Annotated in this window: 13 protein-coding genes and 1 pseudogene; 6 read left to right on the plus strand and 8 right to left on the minus strand. The window is 56.5% G+C overall.

What is annotated here, in order from left to right:
- Positions 1 to 42: 42 nt before the first annotated feature.
- Entirely contained in the window at positions 43 to 1,731 is a 1,689-nt protein-coding gene (locus B2R17_RS20705; protein WP_008672095.1) for an RNA polymerase sigma factor RpoD/SigA, read from the minus strand.
- A 496-nt stretch (positions 1,732 to 2,227) separates the two neighbouring features.
- Here B2R17_RS20705 and B2R17_RS20710 point away from each other — a divergent pair, with 496 nt between their 5' ends.
- Entirely contained in the window at positions 2,228 to 5,470 is a 3,243-nt protein-coding gene (locus B2R17_RS20710; RefSeq protein ID WP_286765476.1) for a glutamate-ammonia-ligase adenylyltransferase, read from the plus strand.
- Here the strand turns inward: B2R17_RS20710 and B2R17_RS20715 are convergent.
- Complete coding sequence (locus B2R17_RS20715) at positions 5,467 to 8,319, minus strand: protein kinase domain-containing protein (protein ID WP_286765477.1); 2,853 nt, start codon at positions 8,317 to 8,319, stop codon at positions 5,467 to 5,469. The two genes, B2R17_RS20710 and B2R17_RS20715, sit on opposite strands and share 4 nt — an antisense overlap.
- A gap of 217 nt (positions 8,320 to 8,536) precedes the next feature.
- Here B2R17_RS20715 and hemC point away from each other — a divergent pair, with 217 nt between their 5' ends.
- Complete coding sequence (gene hemC, locus B2R17_RS20720; RefSeq protein ID WP_286765483.1) at positions 8,537 to 9,517, plus strand: hydroxymethylbilane synthase; 981 nt, start codon at positions 8,537 to 8,539, stop codon at positions 9,515 to 9,517.
- A 57-nt stretch (positions 9,518 to 9,574) separates the two neighbouring features.
- Complete coding sequence (hemL, locus tag B2R17_RS20725) at positions 9,575 to 10,894, plus strand: glutamate-1-semialdehyde 2,1-aminomutase (protein WP_008672102.1); 1,320 nt, start codon at positions 9,575 to 9,577, stop codon at positions 10,892 to 10,894.
- Positions 10,895 to 10,996: 102 nt separating this feature from the next.
- Here hemL and B2R17_RS20730 read toward each other — a convergent pair whose 3' ends face one another.
- Together B2R17_RS20730 and B2R17_RS20735 are read right to left on the minus strand one after the other, a co-directional pair.
- Positions 10,997 to 11,485, minus strand: coding sequence for a hypothetical protein (locus tag B2R17_RS20730; RefSeq protein WP_008672104.1), 489 nt, complete (start codon positions 11,483 to 11,485; stop codon positions 10,997 to 10,999).
- Complete coding sequence (locus B2R17_RS20735; protein WP_236616184.1) at positions 11,482 to 11,868, minus strand: flagellar biosynthesis anti-sigma factor FlgM; 387 nt, start codon at positions 11,866 to 11,868, stop codon at positions 11,482 to 11,484. The genes B2R17_RS20730 and B2R17_RS20735 overlap by 4 nt, the downstream gene beginning before the upstream one ends.
- A 659-nt stretch (positions 11,869 to 12,527) precedes the next feature.
- Between B2R17_RS20735 and B2R17_RS20740 the strand changes: the two genes are divergently transcribed.
- Complete coding sequence (locus B2R17_RS20740; protein WP_008672106.1) at positions 12,528 to 13,271, plus strand: sugar phosphate nucleotidyltransferase; 744 nt, start codon at positions 12,528 to 12,530, stop codon at positions 13,269 to 13,271.
- Positions 13,264 to 14,214, plus strand: a complete 951-nt coding sequence (locus tag B2R17_RS20745) for a ribose-phosphate diphosphokinase (RefSeq protein WP_008652688.1) — start codon at positions 13,264 to 13,266, stop codon at positions 14,212 to 14,214. Before B2R17_RS20740 ends, B2R17_RS20745 begins: the two co-directional genes overlap by 8 nt.
- 22 nt (positions 14,215 to 14,236) lie before the next feature.
- Here the strand turns inward: B2R17_RS20745 and B2R17_RS20750 are convergent, their stop codons facing one another.
- Together B2R17_RS20750 and B2R17_RS20755 are read right to left on the minus strand one after the other, a co-directional pair.
- Positions 14,237 to 15,727: an AAA family ATPase gene (locus B2R17_RS20750; RefSeq protein WP_286765478.1), complete on the minus strand. Its 1,491-nt coding sequence runs from the start codon at positions 15,725 to 15,727 to the stop codon at positions 14,237 to 14,239.
- Between the two features lie 16 nt (positions 15,728 to 15,743).
- Complete coding sequence (locus B2R17_RS20755; protein ID WP_037254274.1) at positions 15,744 to 17,279, minus strand: hypothetical protein; 1,536 nt, start codon at positions 17,277 to 17,279, stop codon at positions 15,744 to 15,746.
- A 378-nt stretch (positions 17,280 to 17,657) separates the two neighbouring features.
- On the opposite strand from B2R17_RS20755, the gene B2R17_RS20760 reads away from it, so the two are divergent.
- Positions 17,658 to 17,849 (plus strand): hypothetical protein, encoded by a 192-nt coding sequence (locus B2R17_RS20760; RefSeq protein WP_007336362.1) that lies wholly within the window; start codon positions 17,658 to 17,660, stop codon positions 17,847 to 17,849.
- A 118-nt stretch (positions 17,850 to 17,967) separates the two neighbouring features.
- Here B2R17_RS20760 and B2R17_RS20765 read toward each other — a convergent pair whose 3' ends face one another.
- Both B2R17_RS20765 and B2R17_RS20770 read right to left on the minus strand, forming a co-directional pair.
- Positions 17,968 to 19,197, minus strand: coding sequence for a DUF1559 domain-containing protein (locus tag B2R17_RS20765; RefSeq protein ID WP_008672112.1), 1,230 nt, complete (start codon positions 19,195 to 19,197; stop codon positions 17,968 to 17,970).
- Positions 19,198 to 19,566: 369 nt separating this feature from the next.
- A pseudogene (locus B2R17_RS20770) lies at positions 19,567 to 19,755 on the minus strand (hypothetical protein); the annotation flags it as partial.

Genomic DNA, 19,755 nt, shown 5'->3' on the forward strand with positions numbered 1-19,755 from the left:
GCTCGCTCGGTCGAAACCGAGCGAGTCTTGCACCGTCGATCCTTAGATCGCTTCGCTGCCTTCGAACAACGACACCTCAGCTCCGTCCAAGAAGCTGACCAGTGACTTGGCTCGATAAGGTTGTTGCAACTTGCGAACAGCCTTGCTTTCGATCTGACGAACACGTTCGCGAGTGACCTGGAAAATCCGGCCAACTTCTTCCAACGTGTACGTGTATCCGTCAGCCAAACCGTATCGCAAGCGAAGGATCTCCCGTTCGCGGTAATTCAGCGTTTCCATCGCCAAGTCGATCTGATGCTTGAGGGCCTCTCGGTTGGTCTCGACCAATGGATCGTCGTCCCGGTGATCTTGTAGGAATTCGCCGAAGACGCTGTCGTCGTGATCGCCCACCGGTTGATCCAACGACAATGGCTGACGGCTCATCTTCAGGATCACACGAGTGTCATCCAGCGACAAACCGCTTCGCTTGGAAACTTCTTCGGCGGTTGGTTCGCGTCCGTGCTCTTGGACCAAATCACGAGTGATCTGGCGAATCTTGTTCATCGTGTCGATCATGTGAACGGGCACACGGATCGTACGACTTTGATCCGCAATCGCTCGCGTGATCGCCTGACGAATCCACCATGTTGCGTAAGTACTGAACTTGTAGCCACGAGCATGTTCGAACTTATCAACCGCTCGCATCAAACCAGTGTTGCCTTCCTGGATCAGATCCAAGAACGACAAACCTCGGTTGCGATACTTCTTAGCGATCGAAACGACCAATCGCAGGTTCCCGGCGGACAGAACACGCTTGGCCGCGTCGTAGTCATCGCGATAGGTATCGCATCGCTCGACTCGGCGAGACAGCGTGCGAGGTGTTTCGTAGGTCAATCGCATCAAACTGCGAAGCTCAGAACGCAGTTCATCACCTGATGGCATACCCGGCATGGTCGAACGGTGAGCGTCCGCCAGAATGGCTTTGATTTCTTGCATGCGTTCGCAACTGCGACGCAGCTTTTCAAAGATGGGCTGCAGCTTGTTGGTCCGCAGGTTCATTTCTTCAACCAAACGAACCGCTTTGTTTCGGCGGATCACCAGGTTTCGCCAGGCGGCACGTCGACGACGCATCGGCAACGACGAGTTGATCGCCACCATGTAGTCGCCACGATTTTGACGCAGCAAGTAATCGAGCGTTCGAGTGTTGGGAACGATCCGTTTCATGATCGCCTTCTTCTCAGCCGCATTGGTCACACTGACTTCGATTGTGCGGTCCAAACGCAATTGCTTGTCGCGGACTTGCTGCAGCAACTTCAAAGCGGCTTGCAACATGAAGTCTGTCGACATCATGCAATGACGATAGCGTTCACGAGTGGCTTCGATCTGCTGGGCAGCAGCCACTTCTTGATCCCGAGTCAGCAATGGGATCTGCCCCATTTGCATCAAGTACATACGCACGGGATCTTCGGTCGGGTCGGTTGGAAACTCGTCGCGACGCGAAACAGCGTCCTCATCCCCCGCGGCACCCGATTCAATTTCCTCGGAGATAGAATCCGAGAACTCCTGGCCCATTGTGCGTGATCGGCGATTCACCGAATCCTCGGCATCAAAGGCGTCGTCCTGCAAGCTACGGCGGCTGAGCTTCTTTCCCATCAAGGTCTCCTCGACACCCGAAACAACATCAACACGGTTGGGTGAATGAGACCAAGCACTGGAGGTGCCAGTCGCCTGTTGAGGCAACGCATAAATCATAGCAAACCGTTGTCGCATAGAGGTTTAGGCGGATTAACCGCCTGCGGGGTGGATAAGCTTGCGACGTGACGTGTGGGTTCAAGACATCACCGATGTTGCGTTCACGCAACGCTCGATGAAAAACCACCACACGCCTCAACTTCGTGACTATTTGATGCACGACGTTCCCCCGCCTCGCATATAAAAACGTAGGTCACGTCTGAGTGATGTCACACAAGATTCGCAATTCGTTGTCATCATTTTCGCCCATCGGTGGATCAACCCAGCTGGTCCTTGGGGACGACTCTCCACCCGACCAGCAACAACAAACCCTCCTTGAAGCTGCATCGGTGAATCGGGGTGCCCCACCGTCCGCTACAACGATCCCCACCCACCGTTTAAACTCGCTTGTCGCGTCAAAGCAAAAGTGCTCAATCGCGAATGCGGTCCATACAATTGGACGCAACTCGACGACGTGAAGTTCCGTGGAGCCCTCGAATGCGACTGGATGGATTGGATGAGTGACTGGGCCGACTACTCGCCGCTAAGCCCCGAACATGTCGCCGATCCGTCGCGTGTTGCCAAATCATTGGCCGCGATCGCCGGCAGCGGGGTCTCCGACGACCTGCTGCAATTGCTGTGGTCTGGTTTGGTCGAGCACCTGCACTTGACCGACGATCCCGATGAGTCGATCGATCGATTGAGTCAGTTCATCGGCGTGTCACGCAGCCCGATGGCGTTGCTCGCGTTGTTCGAACGCGACCCGATGATGCTGCCGGCGTTGCTGCAAGTTCTGAGCACCAGCCCCGCGATCGCGAAATTGCTGATCAATGACCCGGAAAGCTTCGACCTGATCCGAGCCAGCGACGGCTCGCCCGCCCAGCGATCCGTTTTGGTCGATGAACTATCCGGCGAAATGGAGACGATCCAAACCAACCGCCGAGCCGCCTTTGCGATCCGGCGTTTCGCCAGCCGCGAAATTCTGCGGATCGCCTACGGCGAATTCGTGCGTGGATTGCCACCGGACAAAGTTCAATCGCAGATCAGCTTCGTCACAGACGCGATCATGGAGGCCGCGCTCGCATTCGCGACGGCATCCGTTTCGTCCAGAAAACCAGCCCCTCAACGCATCGACGGAAGCCAGCCTCAGTTTTCGGTCATCGCCCTCGGCAATTACGGCGGACAAGAGATTGGTTACGAGTCGCAATTGGACCTCCTGCTGCTGTGCGACCAAATTGACCGGAAGAATTCCAGTCACGTCGAATTTCACAAACGCGTCGCGCAAAGTCTGGTGGAACTGCTGCAGTCCAACGGCAGTCAGGTGATCCCGTTCACGTTGCGGTTTGACCACCAACCCACCCAAAACGAATTGGCGTTGTCGGACACTCAACGTCTGGGCGTGCAATCGACTCGAACGCAGTCCTCATTGGGAAGACAAACCAGCGTCAACTCAGGGGCGGACATCGACTTCTTCGGAATCAGCGAAGCGGCGACCCACTACGAGAGAAACGGTCGCACCTGGCAACGACTCGCGTTCGTCAAAGCACGGCACGCGGCGGGCAACGAAGCGTTGTCCAAATCGTTCTTAAATCGCATGCAACCGTGGGTCTACCATCACCTGCTGACACGCAGCGAAATCGCCGACATCCGAGTCCTGCGTCGCAAGCTAGAAAAACGGGCTCTCTCGACGACCTCAACCGAAAGCACACCCATTTCTGATGTCCCGGGCGGACGCCGCGACATTGAACTGACGATCCAGTTCTTGCAACTGCTTCACGGGGGAGACCTTCCCGATGTTCGAGTCACCGGGACGCTCCACGCCATTTCCGAACTTTCGCGTCACGGATGTTTGACTTCGCAAGAAGCCACCATTTTGTCGACCAATCACGCGAAACTTTGTCGTTTAGAACACTTGCTGGCCGTTCTGTTCGATCATCGCATCTCGCACCTGCCTGATGATCCCGACGTGCGAGCACGTCTGGCTTGGCGTCTCGGCGTTCGAACAGAATCCGAGAGCGGCAAAGCGATTCACGTCAAAGGCGACGCCGAACGATTCGCGAAAATGTTGCAGGAAACATTCGATGTGAATCGGAAAATCATCAACCACTTGATGGTCGATGAAGTGCCTCCGAGCGAGTTGCCTGAATCTGGCGAAGGGCAGGGCGAAGGATCCAAAGATGGCGCTGGTACTCAGCATGACCTAGCCGTGATCACAGAATTGATTTTGGACCCTGATCCCGACATCGATGCATTCGAACAAACGATCGCTCAGTATCGGTTCAGCAATGTTCCGCAAGCGATTTCAAACGTGATCGCGCTCAGCCAAGAGACGGTTTCGTTCTTGTCGCCACGACGTTGCCGTCACTTCTTTGCCGCCGTCGCTCCACGCGTGCTGCAAGAGATCTCGGCCTCGCCCGATCCCGATTCGACACTCGCTCGTTTGGTCGCGATGACGGATTCGATCGGTGCCAAAGCGACATTGTGGGAACTCCTGAGAACCAATGACGCGACATTGCGACTCACGATTTCGATGTGCTCGCTGGCACCTTATTTGACAAACATTTTGATCGATCATCCGGGCATGATCGACGAATTGATTGACTCGTTGGTGATGGATCGTTTGCCCACCACCGAACGCTTGGACGCCCAGACGATTCGATTGTGCGATGGTGTCGATGAGATCGTCGAGGTGTTGCGGCACGTCAAAGCGAGTGCTCACCTGATGATCGGTGTTCGCGATCTGCTTGGCAAAGAATCCATCGACGCGATCAGCCGATCGTTGACCGACATCGCAGAAGCCTGCTTGCGACGAGTGGTTGATCAGGAACACGAACTCCTCGCACAACGGTATGGCGATCCACTCGACTCAAACGGTGAACCATCGGAATTGGTTGCGGTGGCGCTGGGACGTTTCGCGGGCGGCGAGATGAACTACCACAGCGACTTGGACGTCACGTTTGTGTACACGGCTGAAGGCGAGACACAACGCCGTGTCGGCGGTCCTCGATCCACGCTTTCCAACCGGCAATTTTTCAATCAACTTGCCGGCAACATCCTTCGTCGGATGGATCAATCCAACGAAGGGCGTTTGTACGAAATGGATTTGCCTTTCGCCGGGGGAGCCGATGAATCTGTCTTGGCGATGTCACGAGACCAGTTTCTCAAGCCGTTTCGTCAAAGAACCGCGTCGCTTTGGCAATCGGTCGCTTTATGCAAAGCACGTCCGATCTCAGGTTCTCGCGAAGCCCGCGAATCGATCGAACGAATGCTTCGCCGCGTGACCCGGAGTGTCAGTTGGCGAGACAGCATGAATCGTGAACTTCGTGATTGGCGTGAGAACGGTGAATCGACCGCCGGACCCAACAACCTGAAACGCGGTGCTGGTGGATTGGTCGACATTGAATTGATTGCCGCCGTTGGTGTGCTTCGCACCGCCAACAACGAAGATTTCCCGCTACACGCCAACACGGTTCAGTGCCTGGAAGAACTCGCTCGTGCCCAGTGCTATTCGCCCGAGGACGTCCAGGTGTTGGCTCGCAATTACCGCTATTTGCGAAGCATCGAAGGCAAACTTCGCTTGCTCAATACGGTCGCGAGACACGAATTGCCACTCGGTTTTGATGACGAAGAAGCGCCGTTGGAACTCAAGCAATTGGTGAGTTTGACTTCGGCGGGCTCACCACACGCACTGTTGCGAGAATGCGCGACCATTCGCGAGGAAAACCGCGAGCTTTTGAATCGACTGGTTCCGAAATCCTAAAGAGTCGCTTCGATCCACTCTCGCCAATCTTGCCACTGCATTTCATCCATGCTGGACGTTGGCAGTGAAGGCAGCATCACGGTGCGTCCCAAATCGGGACGTTCCAAGTGCACCGAGAGCAAACCGTTGATATCGAGCTCAAAGCCAAGCCGTCGCATCGGATTCACTTCGTCCGGTGCAACCTCAATCGTATGACGCCCGAGCGTTTGCCAGTTCTCACCGTTCTTGCCTGAAGATTCCACCAACGACAACGTCATGCGGTTATCGCGTGCGGTTCCGTTGAGTTGACGATTCGTCCGAGCGGGTGTGGGTGTTCCTCGTGGGATGATCGGCAGGATCCTTCGCTTGCCATCGCGATCGGCGACGACAAATCCGATCGAGTGTCCCGCGACACCTTTCGCGGGAGGCTCAGAACACAATTGCCCCGGCAATTCAGACGCCACGCACGCGGCAGCGCCATGAGCCGCATCGACTTGATCGTAAAACGCGATCGCCGCGTTGGGGGCACCTTTCGTCAATACTCGATCACGAATCGCGGGCAGTCTTAGCAACGGGCCCATCGCCAAACAGTGCTTCAAATCCGAAGGCAACACGCCGGCTCGCTGACAAACCAAACGGATGCTTTCCTCGATGGAAAGCAAAAGGTCTTCGCATTCGGTCAGCCATTCATCTCTGGTCAGTTCCACCGAATCGATGTGCCCCTGATGAGCGATCTCGACCCGAGTTTCAGGCATCAGCAACAATTGGTTCATCGCACGTTCGCCCGCCATTTGAATGCGGGTGACATGAATCAATTCCTGACGGTTCGCGGGTAAGCCTTGAATCCGTTTGGGTGCACAAGGCAATCGCGAGGAGATCATTTCGACCAATCGACGTGACCAAGCCATCGTGCTGTGGCCCCAATGTCCCGCGGTCGCGATTTGCCGAATCTGTCCGCCGTAGACCTGCAAGATAGAGATGTCCAACGATTGCCCCGTCAGGCCCACGTACAAAATTGGCGCCGAGGATTGGGAATCGATTGGCGGCAACGGCGTTCCTTCGAAACTGCTGCAATGTGGACTTGTCATCGCAAATCGAGTCACCGCGACGCTTCGTTCAATCAATCGAACTGCCGGCAAACCAGCCAATTGTGCTGACTGATAAATCGCTCGGCGATGCAGTTGGTCGTAACTCGAGGGAACCGTGATCGCGACCGCATCGGGCCATCGTTCATGACGCTTCCAACTCGTTCCCAAAGCCGTCGTCGACGATGAGTCCCCATCGGGTGACCCCGGAGCAGTCACTTGAGTCAGCGTGTTGCCCAGCAAGTGCCGCATGCACAACCCCATCGTGACCTCGGGAGGGCACATCCGCCCACCGATTCGACGCATCATGTCGTCACGGCCGAAGTACATCATCTGGCAATGGGCTACCCGCTGTGGGTGACGCTCGCGGCGTTCGTAGGCACTGTCGCCAAACAGGATGGTCGATTGCCCGGTATCGCGATCGGTCTTTTCAGCAACGGCGATTCGGCACAACGGTCGAGGCCCTTGAGTCGACATTCCCGGCCAACCGGCCAGCATCGTTCCATCGGACTGAGTGATCGCGGTGGCGGCATGGGTCATTCCCAGCTCAATGCCAATGACACTGAGCAGCCCGCGTCGCGTGGATTCCCCGCCCACGGTCGTGTGGTCTTCGCCCGTTTCGCGGCGAGCAAAGTCCAGCACCCAAGCAGGGGTCGAACGGTCGTTGTCGTAAGGAGCCATCGCACGTGCGACTTCGTCCATCGACCCATATCGTTCAGCGGGATCCTTGGCCAGCATTCGCCGCACGATATCGGCCAGTTTCAGATCGACGTCGTTTCGAAGCGTCATCAGGTCAGGCACTTCGCCATGCCGGTGACCATAAACCTGTTCGACCAAATCACCGGTGAACGGAGGGTGCCCCATCAACAAGTAGAACAGCGTCGCGCCGAGCGAGTATTGATCGCTTCGCGAATCGGCCGAATTGGCATCTTCGAGTTGTTCGGGTGAAATGAACGACAACGTCCCGAGTAGCGGACGGTTTTTAGCTTCCGTTGACGCCGAATTGTGTGAGTTATCGTCATCGGGCAAATCCAGCTCGCGTGGCTTCACCCCGCGAGGTGACGGATACCATTCGGCCGAGAAACGAGCCAATCCGAGATCCAACAACTTGATGGTTCCGTCGTGAGCTCGCATCAAGTTGCCGGGTTTGACATCGCGGTGAACGATGCCCGCCGCATGTGCGTGGTGCAACGCAAACGCGGCTTGGCGGATCGCCGAGGCCGCATCACCGATCGCCATCGGGCCTTGATCATTCACCCATTGCGACAGAGTTCTTCCGTCGACGTATTCCATCGCCATGTAGTGGATGCCATCCGCTTCGCCCGCATCGAATGCGGTGACGATGTTCGGATGCATCAAACGCGAGGCCGCGCGAACCTCTTCGTAAAATCGATTGACCGACTCCACTCGATCAAGCCAACGAGTTGGCAATATTTTGAGTGCGACCTTTCGTCCCATCGATCGGTGCTCCGCGAGGAACACTTCGCCCATGCCTCCTCGACCGATCGGGCGTCCCACATTGTAGACACCCACAATCTCGGGGATGGACCGATGGAAGCTTTCGACTTCAAATCCAACCTCGGAATGAGTTTGGTCGCGAGTCAGGTCGCCCATCGAATCCGCGTGCGAAGCTTCCAACCGATCAGCCCACGAACTCGCATCGTCACTGCCGGACTCTTTCGAGCTATCGGCGAGACGTCGCATGGCCTGGCCGGCGGGATCGCCGATCAGTTCCGGTTCGTCGGGAGAATTGGACAATGGCAGACGAAGATTGAGGGTTAGCATGTGCACAGCGAGTGCACCCGGGACACAACCAAGACACGTCCAGACCAAGTCGCACTCGGTTCCGGATTTGGCACCCTCGGCCTACACTCTTCCTACTAGCGTAACGACGCAGCGGAAGATTTTCCGCCATGATTTTCGCAATTTCGGCCGTTCAGTCCACCCTTCCACCGAATAAACCGCAACCGTGGCCCCGACTCCCCCCTCCGACACCACCTGTCTGCGAATCGCCACCCGAGAAAGCCCTTTGGCCATGTGGCAGGCCGAACATGTCGCTGAATCATTGAAAAAGCATGGTTTTCTGACCGAAATCGTGCCTCTGGTCAGCAAAGGCGACACGGACATGCGGCCGATCGATGGGACTCGCCAAGTCGGTTTGTTCACCAAACGCATCCAACAGGCCCTTGTTGATGACGAAGCCGACGTGGCGGTTCACTCTTTGAAAGACTTGCCCACCGAGCCGGACAGTCGTTTCGTTTTGGCCGCCGTCCCGCCGCGAGAATCGGTGCTGGATGCCCTGGTGTTTGCCGACAACAGCCCACTTCTGGAAACGCAAACTGACTCCGATTCACCACTGGCCTATTTGCCGCAGGGTGCAAAGGTTGGCACGGGCAGCACGCGCCGATTGGCTCAACTGAAGCAACTTCGCCCCGACCTGGAAGTCCTTCCCATCCGCGGTAACGTTCAAACTCGATTGGCCAAACTCAACGCGGGCGAGTTCGACGCGATTGTCTTGGCCCATGCTGGAATCTTGCGTTTGGAAATGACCGACCTGCCGCACCGGTTGTTCCCTCTCGATGAAATGATCCCCGCCCCCGGCCAAGGTGCTTTGGGAATCGAAGTTCGAAGCGACAACGCCGAGGCGATGCATGCGATCGCAAGCCTGAACGACGCGGCAGCTAGATTGGCTGCGACGGCGGAGCGAAAGGTGCTGTCCGAACTACACGGCGGATGCTTGGCCCCGATCGCTTGCCATGCCAAATTGGAAACTTCCGATCAGGGCACCGAACTATGCCTTCGGGCAATCGTGATGTCAGCCGACGGCAAACAACGCTTGCAAGAGGACGCTCGCCTCGCTGTCGAACCGAACGACGCCGATTTACAAGTTTTCGAAGCCCACGAGTTGGGAGCACTCGTTGCCAAACGATTGCGAGACAAGGGTGCCGACAAATTGATCAGCAACGTTCGAGACAACCACTGACGTCCAGCGACACACTCCGCACGAAAACATCACTTCGCTTCACCACCACCTACGACCATGAACTCACCTGCGAATTCTTCCGCTGCTCGTCCCGCCGCTGGTCCCAAAAGCGTCGCCGCATTCCAACGTGCATCCGCGTTGATGCCCGGTGGCGTCAACTCACCCGCCCGAGCATTCGGTGCCGTGGGTGGCACTCCTTTATTCATTGAGCGAGCTGAAGGCCCGTACTTGTACGACATCGATGGAAACCGATACATCGATTACATCGGATCGTGGGGACCAATGATTTTGGGGCATGCTCATCCCGAGGTCATCAGCGCGATCACGGATGCCGCTGCAAAAGGAACCAGCTACGGCGCACCAACCGAAGCCGAGTCGCGACTCGCCGAACAAATCATCGAAGCCGTTCCCAGCATCGAAAAAGTTCGCTTGGTCAACAGCGGCACGGAAGCGACCATGAGTGCGTTGCGAGTCGCTCGCGGAGCCACCGGACGAAAGAAGGTCATCAAATTCGCGGGCAACTATCACGGACATGTCGACTCATTGCTTGTCGCAGCCGGAAGCGCCGCGGCAACACTGGGTGCACCTGATTCGCCCGGTGTCACACCCGGTGCGGCCGAGGACACCTTGGTCCTTTCGTACAACGATGTGCCTGGATTGCAAAACGCGTTTGATCAGCACGGCGACGACATCGCGGCTTTGATCCTAGAACCCGTTGTGGGAAACATGGGGTGCGTTCTGCCCACAATGGAATTCCTCAACGCTGCTCGTGATTTGACGACCAAGCATGGATCGATCCTGATCTTTGATGAGGTCATGACGGGTTTTCGTGTGGCATACGGTGGGGCTCAAGAACGATTCGGCGTCACGCCCGACATGACCACGCTCGGCAAAATCGTTGGCGGCGGGATGCCACTGGGTGCTTATGGCGGTCGAGCCGAGATCATGAACCAAGTGCTTCCGGCGGGCAAAGTCTTTCAGGCCGGTACGCTGAGCGGCAACCCCGTCGCGGTTGCGGCCGGTTCGGCGACGCTTCGTTTGTTGAAAGAGAACCCTCCTTACGAACAACTCGAACGATTGGCGGATCGCTTGGCTGATGGCCTGGATCGCGCGGCGACCTCCGCAGGAATGGCTCACACGGTCGCCAAAGCGGGTGCGATGCTGACACTGTTCTTCAATCCCGAACCGGTCGATTGCTGGGACGTGGCGGATCGTTGCGACCGAGAAGCCTTCGGCCGTTACTTCTGGGGATTGATCAATGAAGGCATCTACATGCCATGCAGTCAATTCGAAGCGTTGTTCTTCAGCCAACAGCACACCGAGGCCATGATCGACGAAACCATCGGCGCGGCAGAAAAGGTTCTGAAGTCGCTGTAGGGTTGGCGATCTAGGTTTGGCGATGATCCAACCGGAGTCGCCCAAGCAGCGGACGGCGAATGATCCAGAACCGATCGCGTTTACGATCACGCCTCAGTTCAATCAGCCGGGGTTCTGCCCGTCTTGATAGGCACGCAAGCGATCGATCAATGTCAGCAATCGATTCGCTGCGGTGGGCAGGGCGACTTCACCAAGTTCAGTGAGCGCGGCCGATGGGCCTCGAGTCTTCTCGCACACTTGCTGTATCTCGATGGATATGCGGCGAGCCAAGCGTTCTTTTTCTTGACACAACCGCAAGCGATTCTTCCAGCTTGCCACGTTCTTGGCTTCTTCCGTCGCTGGAACACGATCGCCGGGACGCACCGTCGAACGTTTTCGGCTGAGCTGATCTTGCGCGGAGGTCAGCTCGCGTTCGGCGACTCGGGTTTGATCTCGCCAGTAGGTCACTTGATTGACCGAGAAGTGTTCATCCACACGATTCAATGTCGCGTGAATCGATTGGCTGGACAGACACATGCGGTCCGCCAAACGCTCGACGGCCTGGCGAAGGGCATCGAGCGAATCGAGATCTCGAACGTCGCTTTGGGTCACGCCAGTTCATCGAGGAAGCGGTCGAGTGCCGCGTCCATCTTCTCCGGAGTGTCGTAGCTTCCATCGGCGATTTGACGACGAATGTCAGCAACGCGATCGATTCGGATTTCACCACCACCAGCGATGGGTGACGCGGAATCCAAACGATTCGCAGAGGTCGCGGCGCTGGACAAATCGAGTTGGTCCACGGGCGCGGAGGTTCTTGTCGTGGTGGCGTCCGGCTTCAGACGGTTCGCGCCGGCATTGGCAGCAGGCTTGGAAACCGACGAGGCGGCTTGGCTCGTGGAAAGTCGAAATGGACCGTAAATTTGCATCTTGACGCGTGCTCCCGGGCGGAAAGCGGAATTGACAACCGGATCACATACCGGACCTTCGTGGCCCATTTGGCATGTCGATCGATCGACAAAAGTTTGAAAAGGATTGTGGGTGCGACAACCGATCCGTCATGGGAGTGCGCTCGGGGCGCATCCAATCAGGGAACTCTCGACTCGGTTATCAGCGTTGCAATCCTTGTCCCAGGAATCAATCCGTCAGAATCGGTGGAGACTTCGCAAGCGCAGTTTCGAGAACACGTCTGATATCGGCCTGAATCGCCGATGGCCTGCAGTCTCATTTGAATTCTGAGCAAAAGTTCTGGGCAAAATTCTGTTCGGTCACACTATCAATCGCGTGAAACCGCCGGCAAGGTCAACGCAGCCAAAAAAATTGGCTTTTGCAAACGAATTGATTCAAGCCTCACGAGTTGCCACCCGAGAAGCGTCTCTCGACTCCCAAAACACCTGACCGGATCTCGGCTGCCCCGTGACAGTTGGGTGTGAAACGATTGGGTTTCACAACTCACCGCCGAAGTTTACCGCTCACGTCCCGGGGGATGGGCAGTTTGGTCCGGCTACCGGCTTGCCCGAAAGGTACTGGCAAGGGACGATGTTGACCCCACTCGTTTTCCATTCGCTATCCCCATCGCCGCAACGGTAATTTCGGATCCCCGATGACAACGAATTCAGAGTCCTCCGCTCCCCCGACGGCGAACTCCAACGCCAATGTGTGCCTGGTCGTCCTCGCCGCCGGCAAGGGAACTCGCATGAACAGCGAACTTCCCAAGGTTCTGTGCCCCGTCGTCGATCGGCCCATGATTCACTTTGTCCTGGACGCTGCCGACAAAGCTGGCATCCAGAAGAAAATCGCGGTGGTGGGCTACGAAGCGGACCTGGTGCGAAAAGAGCTTCAAACCCGCGACGATGATTCGCTGACCTTTGCCGAGCAAACCGAGCAGCTGGGAACCGGGCATGCCGTTCAAATGTGCCGCGATCAGCTGGCCGACCACGATGGCCTCACGCTCGTCATCGCAGGCGACTCCCCTCTGATTCAATCGTCCAGCCTGATCAAGCTGATCGAGCACTTCCAAGCCACCCGCCCCGCGTTGCTGCTCGGCACTTTGACCAAAGACGATCCGACGGGGCTGGGCCGAATCGTGCGAGACGACAGCGGCCAATTCACCGGCATCGTCGAACACAAAGACGCCACCAACGAACAACGCGAAATTCGCGAAGTGAACATGAGCACGTATCTGTTCAACAACGCGGACTTGCTCGATTCGCTTTCTAAACTCAGCAACGACAACGCCCAAGGCGAATACTACCTGACGGATTGTGCACGCCTGCTTCACGAAGCCGGACGCCCCGTCGAAGCGTTGCCCGTTTTGAAGGATTGCGAATCGCTTTCCATCAACAACCCCGAGGAACTCCAAGTGGTCGACCAAACAATGCGAGCGATGGGTTATGCGTGAACTGAAAATTTTCAGTGGCCGAGCAAACCACGACCTCGCTGACAAACTGTGTCGCCACCTGCACCTGAAACCCGCCCGCATCACGCTGGGCCAATTTCCGGACGGCGAAAACTACTGCAAACTCGACGAAGATGTTCGCGGTCGCGACGTCTTCCTGGTGCAGCCGACTTGCCCGCCCGTCAACGACAACTTGATTGAGTTGTTGACAATGATCGATTGCTGCAAGCGTGCCAGTGCCGAGCGGATCACCGCCGTGATTCCGTACTTTGGCTACGCAAGACAGGATCGTAAAGACGAAGGCCGCGTGCCGATCACCGCGAAATTGGTTGCGAACCTGATCACGCGAGCCGGCGCCGATCGCGTCCTCACCATGGATCTGCACGCCGCACAAATCCAAGGATTCTTCGACGTTCCCGTCGATCACCTGTACGCCGCTCCAGTCATCAACGATCACTTCGTCAGCCGCCGATTCGCCGGCGATGAAGTCGTCGTCGTCAGTCCCGACGAAGGCAGTATCAAACGAGCTCTCGGCCACACCAAACGACTCGGTGGCAATTTGGCCATCGTCGACAAACGTCGTACCAACGCCTTGGAAGTCCGCCAAAACACGATCATCGGCGGCCCCGTCGAAGGCAAAGTGGCTCTCATGTTCGACGACATGATCAGCACGGCCGGATCGATCTGCGGTGCGGCCCGACTGGTTCACGAAGCGGGTGCGAAAGAGATTCACATCGCTTGCACTCACGGCGTTCTTTGCGGTCCCGCCATCGAACGACTGCGTGACGCTCCGATTGATTCGATTACCGTCACGGACACGATTCCAGTGACGGGCGAAAAGTTGTTGCCCAACCTGGTTCAGCTTTCGGTGGCACCGCTGTTGGCCGAAGCCATCAAACGAATTCACCACGACCAATCGATCAGCGAACTTTTTCGCGAACGCTGATCAGTCGCATAGCGACCGGTGGTCACTCGGAGTCTTGGCAGAAGTTTTCGACGATGCCAATTCCGGTCAATCCGTTTCGACGAAGTTCGTCAACGAGCGTTTCGATTTCCGAAACGTCCGTTCGGCTTGCATCACGCACGACCAAGGCCGAGTCACAAAGACTCGCGGTCGACAATGCGGACGTGCCACAGTCGATGATCACCAGATCGAATGATTGCTTGAGTCGCTCGACGACCTGCTCCAACTCGCTCGACGCGGGCGACAATTCGTCCGCTCCCGGCAGCAGTGGAATCAAGGTCAACGCGTCCGACTCAGACGCCACGGCAATTTCTTCGACGGGAATGCCATCGCGAATCGCGTCGATCCAGTCGTGATCCAACTCCAAAGCGAAGTCGTCGACCAGAGTTGGACCGTTGCTGTCGGCATCAACCAAAGCAACTTTCATCCCCGTGTAAGCGACACTCAGGGCGATGCCCATCGCGACGGTTGATCGACCTTCACCGGGCAGAACACTGGTGATGGCAATCGATCCCAGTCCATCCTGCTGCGCGTCGACAATGTGCTGCCCAAGTTGATCGGCCAGCGTCCCACACAAGAACAATTCAGAAACGGTATCCGGAATATCCAACTCGTTCACTTGCCATGCAGCGACAAACGGTCGCTTGGCAACTTCCGCCGGCTCTTTGATTGGTGCGGCGACTGTTTCAACCGCGGCGATTGGTTCTGGTTCGATCGAAGGTGCGGGCTCTGTCGCGGTCGCGGTCTGCTGCCGCATCGATTCGGCGAGATAACGTTCCGCTTCACTCATCGTCTGAGTCGCGCGACTCGCGACTTCGGGCATCGATTGTGGTTGAGGCTCTCGTTTCGGAGCTTGGCTTGGTGCCGAAGTGTAGGCGACTGGTTGCGATACAACCGTCTCAATGGTGTTGGTGTCCGACACCGGTGCAACTGGAACCTTTGCAACGCCAGAAACAATCAATGGTTCGCCAATTCGCCGAGCCGTTTCTTCCGCGTTCACCGGACGATCAATCCGCAAACGAGTCGACTGGTCAGCGGTCTCCATCCAGATCGAAGACGATTCGGCCACGGAAGCATCCAACTGCATTCCGGTCACATCGTCGCGGCGATCACCAACCACCGGCTTCAACCGATCGGATGGTCGGTCAATTGTCGAGGACGACTTTTGGATCGACTGAGCCTTCGGTGCAGGGACAACCGGTTCGCTTACCGGAGCAGCTTGCTCCGATGTCGTTCCGGCAACGGTGCCTTCCGTTTCTCGCTGGCGACGCATTGAAGCCGCACGATCCAGTCGCAAAACGGCTTCGTCCAAGCGGCGGGTGACACGTTCGGATCGCTCCAAACCGGTCAACGATTCCTGAGCGGCAGTGTCATTCGTTCGCGGCAACTCGGTGACGGATTCGATCGAATCGACCGCCTGCATCTGAGCCACCGTCTTGGAAACGTAGCGACGATTCCGAGCATGCGATTGAATGAAGTTGTTGGGTTGAGTCATCACGTTTCCCTGTCACTCAGCGGCGCAGATTAAAATCGGGATAGAAAGGCGGTGCGGCAACTCGGGCTTCGGGTTGGTCACTCGTTGCCGGGGTTTGATTTCCGACAGAACCCTCCGGCCCATCGCCTGGCAATGCAAAGCGGAAATCGGGAGTGCTTGGTGACCGAGTTGCGGGAAATTCGTTTGCTCCAGCAACCTGCTCGGCAACGGTCGCTGCCGGCGAACCAGCGTCAGCAGGTGCAGCGTTGGATGCTTGATCACCCGTCTCCGATGGCATCGGTGGCAGGTAGTCCATCCAGTTTGAAATTGGCCCCGGCGTTCCGGTCTGCAGTGGAACTGGAACCGCAGGTGGAGTTTCTTCGAACGATGGCGTGTCAGTCGGTGAGACATCCGTCGTCAATGCTTCACTGCCAGACGAAGTGCCTTGGCTGGTGGTTGCCTCATTCGCGTCGAACTCTTCGGCGGTGATTTCCGATGGAGAACCAGCAGCGTAGTTTGCAGCCAACGCATCAAGTGACATGCCGACATTGCTTGGCGACGAAGCGACTTGAGGTTCACGAACGGACGGCGAAACGGCTTCAGCTGACACTTCTTGATGGAATGGCACCGAACCAAAAGGAGCATCTGCATTGACGCCATGCTGCATCGTCGAAGAAGCCAATTGCGATTGAACCAAACTGGTTCCACCCGGGGCTGCTCCCATTGTGTTGGTCGCCGATGGTTGGCCCAAGGTTGTTTTGTTAACCGAATGCTTCGGAGTTCCCGCGGTCATGGAAAGCCTGGGTTTGACTTGACCGACACTCGGTTTTGGATTGGTGTTTTCGCTGACTGCGACATTGTTCGCTGCTTTGCGATCATCAAAGTGTTTCTTCGGTCGCGTATTCGCATTATCGCTCGCAATTGAATTGACCGAAGACAGATCGTCTTTCTTCGCAGCCGAACGATCGACCTCGGGGTCCTTCGCAATTAAAGCTTCAGAATTTTGCTGAGCGTTCGGATTTCGTCGCGGCGCGAACACTGCCCAGCACGCGAGTACTGCAAGCAGAACCAGCAACGTGTTGCGTGATCCGACGACTGCCAACGCTCGATTGCCAAACGTCTCCGAGCTTTCTTTCCACGACGTTTTAGGCGCCGCTTCAGTGCGCTTGGAATCGGCCAGGACCGTTGCGGTGGCGCTGGGCGGCGATAAGACCGGTTGCACCGACGGTGTGTTCTGAGCCGTCGCGTTTTGTATCGACGCGTGTTGGGGCGTTGTGTGCTGGGACGTTGTGTCTTGAGTCGTGCGGACGCCACTCGCTGAACCGGGTGTTGTCACTTCAGGTGAAGTCACGGGCGTCTGCGGCGGCACCAAGTTAGGCAAACGCGAAACGCTGGCAGTAGTGTCCAAGTTGGTTGGGACTTCCGTTGCAGCGTCGAGCATGTCTTGCATCGACAGGCCCGCATCGCTTTCCAACTTCTCCGGAGCCGATGAGTCTTCGACAAAGGTCTCTTCCGGACCCGTCGGCGGACAAAGGTCTGGCAATCGAAGCAAGGTTGGCGCCATTTCATCCATCTCCGTGCGAGACGGATTGGAGCGACGGCTTGGATTTGTATTTTTGGACGCGGTTGTCATGCGTACTTCTCTCGTTTTGGAACGTGAGTGGTCTACGGAAACATCCTCCACGTACAGGACTCTCCAGGCGCAACATCTCCCCTCCACGGATCGACATCACACAGAAACGATCTTGAGGAAAATCCGGAATAGCGAAACTTTGCGGGCGACTACAAGACGGATCAAGCAAACAACAACCGCCGAACCAGTTTCACGCGATTCGTTTCATTCGCGTCCTCTTTCGCGTCCCTCCAACGAGCCGGGACAATTCTCAGTTCGCACGGACTCTGCTAAGTTGCACCTGAATTGAACTTCCCACTCACCTTTCGGTACAAATCGATGAAACAAGTTTTCCAAGGCGTTTGCTTCGCCTCTTTGATCGCCTTCGGCGCCTGTGCATTGCCAGGTTGCGGATCCGATGAACCAGCATCCGTCGTGGACTCAACGGACCTTGATGCGATCGCAGATTACGAACGAATGATCGCCGAAGAAGAGAAGGCAGCTCAGGAAGGCATGGAAGCCGCGGAGTGATTCGCACAACAGAACAGCCGCAATAAAAAGAAGAACGCCACGTTGAAAACAACGTGGCGTTCTTCTTTTACAAATGAGCGATTGCTGCCGGGAAAAGCAGCCTGCAAACATCGGTGGATCAGAACTCGCCGTCGATCACTTCACGAGCACCTCGTGAACCGAGTGCGCCCCACAAACCATACGGACTTTGTGCGCCAGCTTGATTCATATTGGCATCATTCCCGTTGCGCCAAACCACGGGATTGTTCTGGTTCCCTGATTCAATCGAAGCCGTGATGAACTTGACCGCACCATCTCCCATCAACACGTGTGCTCCCCCTTGGTGACGACTGGAAACCGTCATGATTGACGGCCCGTTCGAATCGTGAGGAATGCAGGTGGGACTGTTGGGAGGCAGAATTGTGTGGACTTGCGATTGAGCGTTTTGGCAATCTGCCCAGCGAAAACCACGCCCTTTGCTGACTCCCTCGAGAGCCCCCGCTGTCCAAAACTGTGGCCGTTGAGGATCAATCATTGTTCCGTTTTCGATACACAGCCGTGGATTTTGACGTATCGCGGTCTGCGCCGGCTGGCGATCGGGGTGACGCTTGGCACGCGTTCGATTGTCCAGGTCACCAAGGTCCGTCGCGATTTCTCCCATAGCGATGGTGTTGGATAATCCGTCCAGCACGTCGCGGAATTTCACCTGTTTGTGCTTCACGAAAAAGCCTCGGTTGGCCGCGCGAGAATGCTGCGCGTAATTGTTTGCGGCTCCCGAGTTCGCTGGTCTGAGGTCGCCGTGCATGGTCCACCAGAACGAGTCCCCCATCGACATCGCGTAGTTCGTACGTCCCAAGCTAGGCAAACCTTTGCCCGGATCACTGGGACAGCGCAAAGTCGGAAGCTCCGTCGCCCATGGCTTGTACTGAATGTTCTGGGGAGTTGGCCCCATTGGCGGCCATGGATTCGTCGGCGTCCCAATCCCCGCACCCGTGTTGCCATCGGTCCGCTCTGAATTCGGATTGGTGATTTGCTCCCAAATCCCCTGTTGCTCCATAAACGGAGTCATCCCAACCAAAGCACTCAATCGCCAGTAGTTGTGGTTGTTGTAGCTGGTCCACCAATTGTGGCTGCCGTTGCCCACGTCCGTCCCGACGCCTTGCATTGGGGCCCCGTTGTAGGCACTGTGGTAGTTGTGAATGGCAAGACCGAGCTGCTTGAAATTGTTGCTGCAGCTCATTCGGCGAGCAGCCTCGCGAGCCGCCTGAACCGCCGGCAAGAGCAACCCAACCAACACGCCGATGATTGCAATGACAACCAAAAGCTCGACCAAAGTGAAACCACGCTGAAAGCGTCCTTTTGTGACCATTTGTTCATATCCTGGATAAAGAAGTGCGGAAAAGATCTGACAAAATACTTCTCCATAGACATTCAATTTCCTGAGCCTATGCCATGCTCAAATGACGCATCCAGTCCGTAATCAGCCCAACAACGGACGCTTCGCCGCCGTAAACACCGTTAGTTCCTTGGCGAAACGAAGAATCAGCTCGCCGCAACAAATCTCATTTTCCTAGAGTTTTTTCATCTGAAATCCCAGGATTGGACGAACCGGGTGCGGAAAACGCTCGGTTGTCTACCAGTTTTCGAGACGGAATGTGAGTTTGGCATCCAGCCAATGAAAAACGCCACGCTGAGTGACAACGTGGCGTTCGTGGTGATTCAGCAGTGAAAAGCAGTCTTAGAACTCGCCGTCGATCACTTCGCGAGATGCGCGAGACCCCAAGGAGCCCCACAATCCGTACGGGCTCTTCGAACCCGGTTGATTCAGATTGACCGCGTTGCCACCCAGGTGCACGACTGGGTTGTTCTGGTTACCAGCTTCGATCGATGAGGTAATGAACTTCACGGCTCCATCGCCCATCAGAAC

This window comes from Rhodopirellula sp. UBA1907 (assembly GCF_002337565.1).
Classification (GTDB): domain Bacteria; phylum Planctomycetota; class Planctomycetia; order Pirellulales; family Pirellulaceae; genus Rhodopirellula; species Rhodopirellula europaea.